The sequence below is a fragment of the Phormidium sp. CCY1219 genome (assembly GCF_055795085.1).
This window is the reverse complement of record NZ_JAYFEQ010000266.1, coordinates 1-11,899: the sequence shown is the minus strand read 5'-3', so window position 1 is coordinate 11,899 and position 11,899 is coordinate 1. Positions and strand designations below refer to the sequence as shown.

Annotated in this window: 11 protein-coding genes; 5 read left to right on the top strand and 6 right to left on the bottom strand. The window is 49.6% G+C overall.

Going from position 1 to position 11,899, the window contains the following annotated elements; all coding sequences use genetic code 11:
• Positions 1-114: 114 nt before the first annotated feature.
• Positions 115-2,004 (bottom strand): tetratricopeptide repeat protein, encoded by a 1,890-nt coding sequence (locus tag AC0QH1_RS03405; RefSeq protein WP_324629437.1) that lies wholly within the window; start codon positions 2,002-2,004, stop codon positions 115-117.
• 200 nt (positions 2,005-2,204) lie between these two features.
• Positions 2,205-2,750, bottom strand: a complete 546-nt coding sequence (locus tag AC0QH1_RS03400; protein WP_324629435.1) for a hypothetical protein — start codon at positions 2,748-2,750, stop codon at positions 2,205-2,207.
• Positions 2,751-3,318: 568 nt separating this feature from the next.
• Here AC0QH1_RS03400 and AC0QH1_RS03395 point away from each other — a divergent pair.
• Positions 3,319-3,579: a GlsB/YeaQ/YmgE family stress response membrane protein gene (locus AC0QH1_RS03395; RefSeq protein WP_324629434.1), complete on the top strand. Its 261-nt coding sequence runs from the start codon at positions 3,319-3,321 to the stop codon at positions 3,577-3,579.
• A 305-nt stretch (positions 3,580-3,884) separates the two neighbouring features.
• Here the strand turns inward: AC0QH1_RS03395 and AC0QH1_RS03390 are convergent, their stop codons facing one another.
• Complete coding sequence (locus tag AC0QH1_RS03390) at positions 3,885-4,127, bottom strand: hypothetical protein (RefSeq protein WP_324629433.1); 243 nt, start codon at positions 4,125-4,127, stop codon at positions 3,885-3,887.
• A gap of 289 nt (positions 4,128-4,416) precedes the next feature.
• Positions 4,417-5,748 (bottom strand): hypothetical protein, encoded by a 1,332-nt coding sequence (locus tag AC0QH1_RS03385; RefSeq protein WP_324629432.1) that lies wholly within the window; start codon positions 5,746-5,748, stop codon positions 4,417-4,419.
• Between the two features lie 353 nt (positions 5,749-6,101).
• On the opposite strand from AC0QH1_RS03385, the gene AC0QH1_RS03380 reads away from it, so the two are divergent.
• Positions 6,102-6,842 carry a Mut7-C RNAse domain-containing protein gene (locus tag AC0QH1_RS03380; RefSeq protein WP_324629431.1) on the top strand — a complete coding sequence of 247 codons (741 nt, stop codon included), beginning with the start codon at positions 6,102-6,104 and terminating at the stop codon, positions 6,840-6,842.
• Between the two features lie 161 nt (positions 6,843-7,003).
• Here AC0QH1_RS03380 and AC0QH1_RS03375 read toward each other — a convergent pair whose 3' ends face one another.
• Positions 7,004-8,041 (bottom strand): NADP(H)-dependent aldo-keto reductase, encoded by a 1,038-nt coding sequence (locus AC0QH1_RS03375; RefSeq protein ID WP_324629430.1) that lies wholly within the window; start codon positions 8,039-8,041, stop codon positions 7,004-7,006.
• A 184-nt stretch (positions 8,042-8,225) separates the two neighbouring features.
• Between AC0QH1_RS03375 and AC0QH1_RS03370 the strand changes: the two genes are divergently transcribed.
• The 3 genes from AC0QH1_RS03370 to AC0QH1_RS03360 all read left to right on the top strand — a co-directional run bounded on the left by AC0QH1_RS03370 (position 8,226) and on the right by AC0QH1_RS03360 (position 10,810).
• Complete coding sequence (locus AC0QH1_RS03370) at positions 8,226-8,588, top strand: hypothetical protein (protein WP_324629428.1); 363 nt, start codon at positions 8,226-8,228, stop codon at positions 8,586-8,588.
• A gap of 285 nt (positions 8,589-8,873) precedes the next feature.
• Positions 8,874-10,472 carry a gamma-glutamyltransferase family protein gene (locus AC0QH1_RS03365; protein ID WP_324629427.1) on the top strand — a complete coding sequence of 533 codons (1,599 nt, stop codon included), beginning with the start codon at positions 8,874-8,876 and terminating at the stop codon, positions 10,470-10,472.
• 80 nt (positions 10,473-10,552) lie between these two features.
• Positions 10,553-10,810, top strand: a complete 258-nt coding sequence (locus AC0QH1_RS03360) for a DUF3370 family protein (protein ID WP_324629438.1) — start codon at positions 10,553-10,555, stop codon at positions 10,808-10,810.
• 81 nt (positions 10,811-10,891) lie between these two features.
• On the opposite strand, the gene AC0QH1_RS03355 is transcribed toward AC0QH1_RS03360, so the two are convergent.
• Positions 10,892-11,689 (bottom strand): DUF3386 family protein, encoded by a 798-nt coding sequence (locus AC0QH1_RS03355; RefSeq protein WP_324629425.1) that lies wholly within the window; start codon positions 11,687-11,689, stop codon positions 10,892-10,894.
• Positions 11,690-11,899 lie beyond the last annotated feature (210 nt).

The window sequence follows — 11,899 nt, the reverse complement described above, 5'->3', positions numbered from 1 at the left end:
TCATTGGTCATTGGTCATTGGTGGTTTGTGGTAAATTGTCATTAGTCATTGGTCATTGGTCATTGGTGGTTTGTGGTTGATGAAGTGGGTAGGGAGACTAATTTGCACCCTTGCTTATTCGAGCGATCGCTGGTATTTTTCCAACAATTCTGGCAGATAATCATAGCCATCGACGCCGATCGCGGGGAGAAAATTACGGCGTTGTTCTGCCAATAAGTCTTGAAACCCCGACTCACCTAATTGCCCTTTCACAATAGTAAGCAAGCCGGCGATCCGCCGCCATTCCGTTGCCTGAATTTGTTCGAGGCGATACATTCCCAACGCGCCAAAGAAAATGGTTTTGGGCAAATCTGACTGGTGAAAAAAAGCTTGGGCGAGATAGCCTAAGGTCAAACCTTGCAGGTACAAATCTCCCGAAATTTGCGCGGCTTCCCAGGCTTTTTGGAGATATCCGATCGCCTCTTGATAGCGGTCGATTTCCACATACGCAATCCCCAAACTACTAAAACATAACGCTTGACTTTGGCGATCGCCGCCGCGTTCAGCTAATGCCAAACCCTGTTGCAAATAATTAATGGCCACTTCATAAACTTCCGGTTCCAATTCCCCGCGATCGCGCGCTTGAAACACCTCGCTAAACCCAAGAGTTGCCAGAGCATTGGCTTCAGAAAGGCGATCGCCGGCTTGTCGGGACAACACTAACGCTTGCTGACTGTAGCGAATCGCTTCTTGATAATTCTTCTGCGCCACAAACGTGCGACTGAGGTGATTTAACGAGGCAATTTCACAGGGGCGATCGCCAAAATCCCGGGAAATTTCCAACGCTTGCTCGTGAAATCCCAAAGCGCGCTCGTATTCTCCCATCGTTCGCATCGAATAACCAAGCAACGTCAAAATTCTGGCCTTTTCTTCCGTTCCTTCCACTCGTCGCAGGGGTTCGGACAAATATTCCAGTGCGCCGCGCAAATATTCCCCAGTAAACGCGGCAAAAATCCCCCCATAAAGCGGAAAATAATCTCGCTGGGCAAAGGCGCGCAAAATCTGTAACGTCACTTGAAAGCAAGCATTAGCCAATTGCTCTCGCGAAGTCGAATTCAACCCAGCAGACTGGCGAACCGCATTGGCTAACTGCGACCAAATGACCGCAAAGGTTAAATACGTCGAAATCGACAATTTAGCGCCGACTTTGGAATCATACACCATTTTGTCGAACCAGGCCACTAAACCGCGTTGCAAACTCTGAAAAATCACCGTTGTTTCCACCCACTCGCTCATGTCTGGGGTGGGTTGTTGCCGTAAAAAATCCGAGAAAGAGCGATTGAATGCCAGGGTATTTAACAGCGCTTTGGGAAACGGACGATTCAGCTTTTTCGACCACAGCGCCCAGGGTCCATCCTCTCCGGGTACCCCGCCAAAACCCAGGGAACCTTTACCGCGATCGTAAATCCAACTGACCAAATGTTGTTCGAGTTGCTGCCAAGATTCCCACCCTTTTTTCAATCCCATCGCTAAGGGCAAAATCTGCTGCGAAAGTTCGGGATTGTTGGTTTTTTCCAGCTTTTGCTGGAGGAATTTCGCCAGTTTTTGCTGTTGTTGTTGGGTGAGGGCTTCCGGTTGGTTGGGGTCGATCGCGCGCAGCAATGCAGTCAGTCGCTGCGGGGGTTCCGCGTCGAAGATTTGATTCACCGCCTGGGATATTGCCACGGCGACTTTGTTTTCCTTTTCCCAGCGTTCCCACTGTTGGGCGATGGTTTGTAACGCTCTGTATTTCCGGTTTGCCTTGGCTTGTTTTAACTCATCGGTTTCCCTATCGATTTGGGATTGAATGGCGCTCTGGCGTTGGCTCAAGGCGCGCTCGAATATTTCCCCCGTGCCGCTTTCTACTTCTCGCAGCAGCATTTGATACACTTGCTCTTGGGAACGAATTTTCCCTTTCAGGGTGGTATCGACGATTTTATCAATGAGTTGGAGATAGCGATCGGGCAATGAGATAGATTCTGACATGGCGAATAAACTCTTGCTAGGGGTTTGGCATCAGGCACCGTTGCCTTTGTTTATTCTAATTGCGCCGCGTCTGATGCACCGAGGCTACTGAAAGGATTTTTCTGCGAGACAAGATAAAAAAAGCCGCTTTGCACGAGAAAAGCGGCAAGAGATTGGATAATAACGTCGAGCTGAAAACGGTTTTTATCTGCTGCGGGGAACTACCACAGGGCACGCACTGGCTCTCGAGGTTGGGTTTCTACGCGCACCGGCGTAGGCGCGGGTGCGGGTTGAGCGGTGGGCCGGCTGCGAATCAGTTGCGGTTCAGCGGGCGTCGAAATCGGTTCAGGGGGCGTCCAAATCGGTTTGTTGATTTCTCGGCGGGCGCGAATCTCTTCAAAGATGCGACGGATTTCATCCACGGAGGTATCCGCCGCTACGTCTGTTTCCGTTGTCGGTTCATAAAGAACTACGGTGTTGTCGTCATAGACCAGAATCTCTTTTCCAGGGAGCAATCCGAGTCTTTCCTGTTCGATGCGGGGAATCTCTACCAGTTCGATGTCACCGTTGGGGAGTTCGAGAGTGACGATATTGTTGCGAATGGATTGCACGGTTCCTCTAAGGGGTTCCCCGCGCATGGTTTGGGCGATCGCAGTCCCCTCGCGGGAGAGTTGGGGGGTGTCAGCAATGGCGGGGTACATCGCCCCGAGAGAGATAGACAGGAATAAACTTGTCCCGGTTATTAGTTTGAGCGCTTTGCGATACATGTCCTCCTCCTGTGAAATTCAAGAGCGTTTATCGATTCTATCGGCACCCCGATGCGAGTGGGTCAGTCCATTCAAGGGCCAGCAATTATCCTTGCGTCCCTGGAGTTGACCGCACTCGAACGATTTCTCAATTTTTGATGGTTACATCTTACCAGTAGTGCTTCAAGCAAGTTTTAACAATTTCGCAGGATTTATCGTTTCTTAATATTTTGCGGATTTTCTGAAAAAGGCCGGTAGAATTGGAGTTGAGGTGTGGCAGTTCATCGAAATAGTCTGGCCGCGAATGGGAACGGCGGCTTTTTAGGCGCGATCGCTCCCGTTGTCAGCCAATCATCGGGCAGCGGGTACGAGCTTCATCTAGCTGCAGTTTCGATAACCTTCTGTGAAATTCCGCTAACACTTTCCTGGCCACTGTGTCTTCTTTTTCATCCCGGCTACAATTTTCTCTATCTAACGATATGACAGCTTCTCAGCCAAATTATTCCCTGCGATAGATGAGGGTTAGCCCGTTAAATTGTTAGTGTAGGGACATAAGAGGCCGATAGAAAATCAAAGGAGAGAAAAATATATGGTTAGTATCTTAACTTGGCTCGTTTTAGGTCTGATTGCAGGCGCATTAGCAAAACTGATTTATCCCGGACATCAAGGCGGTGGAATTTTTGCCACCATTGGTTTGGGAATTCTCGGTGCTTTAGTCGGCGGTTGGCTCGGAAAAGCTATTTTCGGGGTTTCAGCGACAGGATTGAGCATTCCTGGAATTATTGCTGCTGTCTTAGGGGCAATGCTCCTGATCTTCATCTGGGGTTTGGTCACGCGCACCGCTTCCTAGTCGTGTAGCCTCAGTTGAACGGTGCAGATTATTTTCAGTTTGGGAAAATCTAGAATGATGGGGTAGAGGGTTCCCCCGTACCCCATGCTTTCTTAGAGCGCGGCTGCGTTTTTCCCTGCGGTTCCCGCCGCTGCGAAGGAACCCTCCCGAAAAGCGCAGTTTGCCACTGGATTAACTCACCGATGCGAGAGATGCACCGTCTTGGGAAAGGGAAAAATATCAATGCGCCGACCTTTGGATAAGCAGGGTCGGCGCATTGTCGTTGGAGTACAATAAACTCACGGGAATGGCGATCGCCACAGTCGTTATTTCTCTTTTTGCAACATTTGCCAGGTGGCACCCAATGCCGCCCCCCCACCGGCAATTAAACCCAAGCTCATGCCTTCGAGGGTTTTCATTAACGGATCTTGCATCAAGCATTCGCTGCTGGGTACGGGAGCCATTAAGCACTGATGGAGTTCCGCCCGACTGGCGGTACCTCCGAGAATAACGCCAAGCGCGCTACACACCACAATATAAATAACGAAGCGATTGTTTTTTCTAACCATAGATAGATGACGGATAACCTCTGCGCCTCTCTACTTTATTGTGTGACCGATTGGCAAATCGTGCAAGGGGGAGCAAATTAAATTCCGGGGGTGACTGGTTATCCGGTCCGGTGAGGCTCCATGTCACCGGCAGAGTCTGTCCTCTGTACCCAGGGCGATCGCGCCACTTGCCCGTTCCCCCTCTGTAGCAATTTTACTCAAATATATAGAATTGTTAACCAATAAAAATTACACCCCAAATCAGGGTGCAGAACTGCTGAGGATGGCGGGGGAGATATCCCCCCACCGCTTAAGCAGGTTGAAACCCTTTGGCGGCTTTCTTTTTCCCTTTCGACTTCGATTTAGATTTGTGAACCTGCATCAGTGCCGATTCAAATAACTCGTGCAAATGCACTGGAATGGAGGCAGATTCGGGTAATGTCGGTTCTGAGGGTTTATTAAATTCCTGCAAGAGCGATTCTAGGTCACGCTCTAAATTAAATTCCGGGCGCTCCAATACCGTTTGCACCAGGTTTTCCAATTGCTTCGGATACTCTTCGGCTAATTGCTGCCAGATATAATAATTAATCGAAGGGTCTTCCAAATAATAGCGCAAAAATCGTTCGATTTCTGGGAGACTGGCAGGTTCCGGCGCTGATAAGGTGGCTTGAAATTTCTCGTAGGTGGGAATAAACATCTGACCCCAGCGCGGATCGGAAAAACAAGTAACGGTTTCCGCTTTTTTGATGTCATCCGGTAACTGCACTTTTGGCGTTACCATGTCGCTGGTGTCGGGGTTCTCGAAGGCTTTGATAACTTCTTTGGGATCGGCACCGGCTTCTTCGGCGGCGGCGAGGATTTCTTCGCGATCGACGCCGGCTTCTTCTGCCATTTCGTCGAAGGATTTTGATTGGTCAATCCCGGCGGCTTCCAGGCGGCGCTGGGTCATTTTTTCTTGCAGTTCGGCCAGTTTTTTGTTCAGTTCGTAGCCGGAGATGGTAAAGCGATCGCTGCCGAAAAATTCCACAAATTCATCGTGATATTGCTTCACCGATTCCCAGGCTTGTTCTAACATCTCCGGCGCATCGCCATACAGATGGTTTTTGTAATTGTCTTTAAAGTTTCCCACCGCAACGGCAAGTTTGGGTTTCCCTAATTTACCCATCGGCACATAGGTTCCAAAGAACATCCACTCTCTGTCAGAAAGGGGCGCAATTCGGGTGAGGAGAATTTCTCCGGGTTTGATGCGCGCCATTTTTTCGGCTTGGGCGGTATTGTTGGGCTTGACAAAATATTGTTTGGCGGTGAGCCAGTTCATCAGTTCAAAGCCATCGGGAAGAATTTCTTTGATTTCAAACAATCCCATGAAGCTTTGTTTCCAGTTTTGGATGAGTTGGCGATCGCTTTCGGATAAGTCGGGTTCGGTTTCGATAAAAATGTCGAGGGGAGTTTTCTCTGCGACTTCTCCTTCTATGGTAAATGAATCAATTCGCATATTGCGGCGATTGATATCCGCTTGCTGAGTGGAAGCGTTTTCGGCGGCGTAGGTTTCCAGGGCAATTGCCAAGTCTCCTTCAGCGTCGAGGACGAAATCAACTAACTGTTGCTTGAGTTCCCAAGCTCGCTCCAGGGTTGCGTTCACGGTTTCTCTCTGTTGAATGAACTCTATGGTTTTAGGGTAGCCGCAAGTTCGGGCGATCGCATCTATCTGTAGTGGAGTTTCTCCAAGGATCGTAACCCGCGATCTGTGGGACTCGGTTAACTATAAATAATCCACGCTAAATAAGAACCCAGGGTGAATCGGATCGAACCGCAAGCGCGAGGGGCAGTACATACTCTCCCCGGGCAATTTATTGTGCATCATTGCTTATCTCGTTCATTTTTGAAAAAACCCCAGGGGAATAGACCCTGAATCATCCGAGAGAAACCTTCATCTGGCGCTTTTATTTGCTACCCTCAAACTATCCCCATTTTTTATCCCGACGTTTAAGGAAAATGAATCGAGCACAATATCGCTTTTATGCTGAATTAAATGACTTTCTGCCTCCGGAGAGCCACAATGCCACCCTGACGCATCAGTTTAAAGACAATCCCGCGATTAAAGATTCGATTGAGTCGTTTGGGGTGCCGCATCCGGAAGTGCATCTGATTGTGGTCAATGGTCAATCCGTGGATTTTGCTTATGGGGTAAAAGATGGCGATCGCTGCGACATTTATCCCATTTCTCAATCGGTGGATATTTCCCCTGTTGTCCCTTTGCGCCCGCAACCGGAACCGCGCTTCGTGCTGGATATTCATCTGGGCAAATTGGCGGGATTTTTGCGGATGTTGGGCTTCGATACGCTTTATCGCAATGACTATCCGGATGAAGAATTAGCCTGGGTTTCGAGTACGGAAAATCGCATTTTGCTGACGCGAGATATCGGATTGCTGAAACGGGGAATTGTCACCCACGGCTATTGGGTGCGATCGATGAATCCGCATCAGCGACTTGAGGAAGTTTTGCGCCGCTTCGAGTTGTTTGATTCTATCTCTCCTTTTTCTCGCTGCATCCACTGCAATGGAACTCTAGAAGTTGTAGAAAAGCAAGATATTTTACATCGCTTGCAACCTAAAACTCGCGAACACTATGACGATTTCCGTCGCTGTGAGGCTTGCGATAAAATCTACTGGAAGGGTTCTCATTATGAACAAATGCAGGATTTCGTGGAAAAGTTTAGGCAACCCTCGAATTAATCATTTAATCTCGTTTATCCCCCTAATAATCAAAACCTATCCCGCTTTTTTATGCAGTTTTTAATGAATTTAATGGAAGGTAAATAATTGTCAGGACACGGCAGTGCCGTGTCCCTAAGTTAGCGGAAAAAAGGGGATTCGGTTAAGGGAGAAAATTGAGATTAAGGGGTGGGGTTGGGATATTGGGCATGAACTTCGTTAATTTCGGCGAGGATATCGGGGGTTAATTCCACGTTAACGCTGCTGAGGTTTTCTTTGAGTTGTTCCAGGTTTGTTGCGCCGATGATGGTGCTGGTGACGAACCATCGCGATCGCACGAATGCGAGGGCTAATTGAGCAGGGGTCAAGCTATGTTTTTGGGCAATTTCCACATACCGTTTCACGGCGACGCTGGCGTTACTTTTCTCATAGCGCTGACCGAAACCTTCAAACAAAGCTAAGCGGGAATTTTCCGGAATTCCATCGATATATTTGCCGGTTAACATGCCAAAGGCGAGGGGACTATAGGCGAGCAATCCCACGCCCTCGAATCGGCAAGCTTCTGCGAGATTAATTTCAAACACGCGGTTGAGCAAGCTGTAAGCATTTTGAATCGAAACCACTTTGGGTAGGTTCATGGTTTCGGCGAGATGGCAAAACTCGCAGACGCCCCAAGGGGTTTCGTTGCTCAATCCGAGATAGCGAATTTTTCCGGCTTTAATTAAGTCGGCGAACACTTGCAATTGTTCGGCAATCGGAACGGTTTCGCGTTCGTATTTCGGGTCGTAATTGGGGCTACCAAATAAGGGGACGTAGCGATCGGGCCAGTGGATTTGATAAAGGTCGATATAATCGGTTTGCAGGCGTTGCAAACTGTCATTGACTGCTTGCTCGATATTTGGGCGATCGAGCTTGTTGTTTTCGCCGCGAATCCACTTGAACCGAGGGCTAGGTCCGGCGACTTTTGTGGCAACCACCAGCTTGTCGCGCTGCTGCTTGACTAACCATTTGCCGATAAATTCTTCGGTTTTGCCCTGGGTTTCAGCGCGCCCGGGGACGGGATACATTTCCGCCGCATCGATGAAGTTGACGCCTTCGCCAATGGCATAGTCGAGTTGCTGGTGGGCCTCGTCTAGGGTGTTTTGCTGCCCATAAGTCATGGTTCCCAGACAGATTTCAGATACTAATAAATCGCGATCGCCGAGTTTTTTGTATTCCATGACACTTTTTTTTGTACGATAGTCTCTGACTATCTTAACCAGAATCGTTACCTGTCAAGCATTCTGCGCCATAAGACCTTCTCGCAGCCACCCCGAAACTTACCCAATTGGATCCACTTGCAATTTTCTGAATTTCGTACACAATAGTTAAAACAGTTGTCATTATTCTTCACAAAATCGCCATATGAAATCGAATAAATTCCTGGCTGCTCTGGTTTCCACTACCGCGCTGTGCGCTGGCGTCTTGCTGGCGAGCGAAGCGCAAGCGGTGGGCTGCCCCTTCGCCAAGGGAATCAACAAGTCTTCCGAAAATATCGGCAATAGCGCTTTACCGTTTAAAGCGGCAATTCTGGGGGGCAGCGCCTTGGCGACTGGTGCTGGCATTTTCGCGGTGCGTCGTCTCGCCGATGCTCGTCGTGCGGAACACCCGGAATTTTCCTCCACCGATGAGCTGGTGAGCGCCGATGAAGTGTTTGGTTCTGAAGCGGTGGAAGCGCCGGTGCAAGAAGCCGCAGCAGAAGAAAAAGAAACCGCTTTGGTTCGCTAATTGCTACCAAAACAGTTTCCTCCCAGAGGGTGACGGCGATCGCGATTCGCCGTCACTTTCTGCTATTCTGGCAACTGCCGCGACTCGATTAATTTTATAAAAAATCTGAAAAACCGCAGAAGTTCGGGGAGCTTTGGCACGTGAACGTTGGTAGAAACGTAAAGTATGTAAGCTCCCACAGTTGGGCTGCGGTTAGTTTTAATTTAACACAAGATTTAAGCAAAAGCAAGAGTAACTCGCCTATAATTTTGCCCGAAGAGAAGAATCAGTGATTCAGGGTTTATTATGCTGCCAGGACATTTAATGGAGTACCCCTATCCCTCAGCGCGGCGAGTGATGATGGGCAAGCGGGGGGCGGTGGCGACGAGTCAACCGCTAGCGGCGATCGCCGGCATGGAAATTTTGCAGGCGGGGGGAAATGCGGTGGATGCGGCGATCGCGATGGCGATCGCGCTCACCGTGGTGGAACCTTGTGCGAACGGAATTGGCGGCGATGCCTTTGCTCTGGTGTGGGATGGTCAATTGCACGGCATCAATGGGTCGGGGAAAAGCCCGCAAGGCTTGTCGGTAAAAAAATTTGAAGGGTGCGATCGCGTGCCGTCTTACGGCTGGTTGCCCGTTACCGTCCCCGGTGCGGTATCGGCGTGGCGGGCCACCAGCGATCGCTGGGGTAAACTTCCGTTTGAACGGTTATTTTCCCCTGCCATTCGCCACGCCGAAGAAGGATTTCCCGTATCTCCCGTGTTGGCGCAAGCTTGGAAGGTTGCTGAATCGATTTATCTGCCGTTAAAGGGGGCGGAATTCGAGGGATTTAAACAAACCTTTTTCCCGGATAACCGCGCTCCCTATCCCGGAGAAGTCTGGGGAAGTGCGGCTCATGCCGATACATTGCGAGAAATTGCCCAAACCGGAGGCGAAAGCGTTTACCACGGCAAACTCGCCGACAGAATCGCCAGTTTTGCCGCCGCTACTGGCGGATTTCTCACTAAAGCCGATTTAGAGGCACATGAAGCCCTTGAGGTGGCCGCGATCGCCACTGACTATCGGGATGTGACGGTGTGGGAAATGCCGCCCAATACCCAGGGATTAGCTACCTTGATGGCCCTGAATATTTTAGAACGCTTCGATTTAAGCCAATATCCGCATCAGTCCGGGGAGCGATATCACTTGCAAATCGAAGCAATGAAACTGGCATGTGCTGACCTGCATCGCTATACTGCCGATCCGGCGTTTATGGAGGTATCGGTGGATCGGTTGTTAGGGAAAGACTACGCGCGCGATCGCACTCGGGGGATTTGCGAACGGGCGATCGCCCTGGCGGAACCCGGTTTCCCCAAAGGCGGTACGGTATATCTCGCCGCCGCCGATGGCGAGTTGATGGTTTCCTTTATTCAATCCAATTATATGGGATTTGGAAGCGGGATTTTAATTCCCGAAACCGGTATTTCCCTGCACGATCGTGGGTGTGGTTTCACCTTAGAACCCGGACATCCGAATCAATTCGCCCCCGGAAAGCGTCCGTTTCATACGATTATTCCCGGGTTTCTCACTAAAGGCGATCGCCCTTGGGGACCGTTTGGGGTGATGGGCGGACCGATGCAACCCCAAGGACATTTACAAGTGGTGTCTAATTTAGTGGATTATCACCTCAATCCGCAAGCGGCGATCGATGCGCCGAGATGGCATTTTGTGCGGGGAAATCGCGTGTTGCTCGAACCCAGTGTGCCCGAGTCGGTGGTGGACGACTTACGCGATCGCGCTCACGAAGTCCGCGTGAGTAACCGAGAGCATTTGTTCGGACGCGGGCAAATTATTTTAAAGGAAAATGGGGTATTTTTTGCTGGTTCCGAACCCCGCACCGATGGAATGGCGATCGCGTTTTAAGTGGGAGAAAAATACCGCCGCCAAAAATAACCCGGAGCTTCTATTTTTAGGGTGGGCATTGCCCATCCCATCCCGCTAAAATTGAGAGCAGGGGTTTTTTTACCTCATTTCCAGAAACTTTTATCAACCCGAAACTTAGCGCCAAGGTTTATGAAGATGATGCGGGTGAGGAAGTGACGCGCTACCTCCTGCATTTGTGCCATCGGCGCAGTCAGATTTTCGATCCGTTAGTGACGCTGAATTTAGCACCGACAGAAGCGCGATCGCTGCGAGTAGACTTCCTTTATCCCCCGGATTCCGTGCCGCCTCAAGTCCTTACTGTGAGGACGCTAAACTAATTTTTACCTTCGATAAAATCTCCGTTAATTTAACCCGTTCCTAGGTAACTTCTAGGAACGAGTTATTAATTTCACGCGAGATTACAACGGTTGCACGTCATTAAATCGGATGGTGCTATCCGGCGTTAATTGTAACTCCGGATTACCTTCTTTTGAGCGTCGGATCGTCCGATTGGTGAGCAAATAGTAGCCGCCAATTTTTTCATAGAAATCCCGGACGTCATTTTGTTGTAAAATTTCCCCAGTATCGGCATCGCGGTAAACCGTTTGGGTGTGAATGGGCAAAAATCCTTCTGGGGTTTTAATGGTGCCGACCACATCAACCGTCAGGGCGACATCATCGAAACTGCGATTGACTTGGACGATTTGGTTATCTTGCACTTTATAGGAAGGATTAGATTTTTCTCCCATTTCTTTAATTTTTGCCGCTCCCAACTCATCGATATCTTCGAGTTCAAAGGTACTATTTTCGTGCCGTTTGTCAAAGGGAACGGACTTGCGGTGGATGACTTCCATCTGCAATTGTTCTTTCACTAAATCGCGGATATCCTCATCGGAAATGTTGAGGACGGAAACCTCCAAATCCGGCGTCACGCGAACTAATCCTTGCTCGATTTTGCCGCCATCATTCACCGAAACTTCTGCCTGATAGCCGGGAAAATTCTCATCCCAAGTGTAGCGTTCGTTGTAAGCGGTTTCAAACACTTCGCGCCCAGTGGCGAGGGGTGCAACATCCTTCGGAATGCGGTTAGAAACGGGATTGGTGGCGAGGGTGTGGGGTGCGGCGATCGCGCCTCCGCCAAGACTCCAGAGGGTCAGGGTGAGAAGAAATGCCACACACCACCGCACAAATCCCTGCTGATTCAATCTGCATTGCATAAAGAGAAAACCAATTCGTCCTTTTCATTCTATTAGAATTACGGGGGTTTCGTCTGGCGATCGCCTTTTCGGTATGGATTTTTCACAAATCTACCCTTCGATAGATATGCCATGTAACGAAAAATGCTAACCTCCCTCACTGGCGAAAGCGAGAAATCAACTCCTCCCGAGATAACTGCATCAACAACGGGGTAAATTCTTCCGGAGATA

Coding starts and splice junctions, on each gene's coding strand:
- AC0QH1_RS03405 (WP_324629437.1), bottom strand. CDS start 2,004: ATGTCAGAATCTATCTCATTGCCCGATCGCTATCTCCAACTCATTGAT.
- AC0QH1_RS03400 (WP_324629435.1), bottom strand. CDS start 2,750: ATGTATCGCAAAGCGCTCAAACTAATAACCGGGACAAGTTTATTCCTG.
- AC0QH1_RS03395 (WP_324629434.1), top strand. CDS start 3,319: ATGGTTAGTATCTTAACTTGGCTCGTTTTAGGTCTGATTGCAGGCGCA.
- AC0QH1_RS03390 (WP_324629433.1), bottom strand. CDS start 4,127: ATGGTTAGAAAAAACAATCGCTTCGTTATTTATATTGTGGTGTGTAGC.
- AC0QH1_RS03380 (WP_324629431.1), top strand. CDS start 6,102: ATGAATCGAGCACAATATCGCTTTTATGCTGAATTAAATGACTTTCTG.
- AC0QH1_RS03375 (WP_324629430.1), bottom strand. CDS start 8,041: ATGGAATACAAAAAACTCGGCGATCGCGATTTATTAGTATCTGAAATC.
- AC0QH1_RS03370 (WP_324629428.1), top strand. CDS start 8,226: ATGAAATCGAATAAATTCCTGGCTGCTCTGGTTTCCACTACCGCGCTG.
- AC0QH1_RS03365 (WP_324629427.1), top strand. CDS start 8,874: ATGCTGCCAGGACATTTAATGGAGTACCCCTATCCCTCAGCGCGGCGA.
- AC0QH1_RS03355 (WP_324629425.1), bottom strand. CDS start 11,689: ATGCAATGCAGATTGAATCAGCAGGGATTTGTGCGGTGGTGTGTGGCA.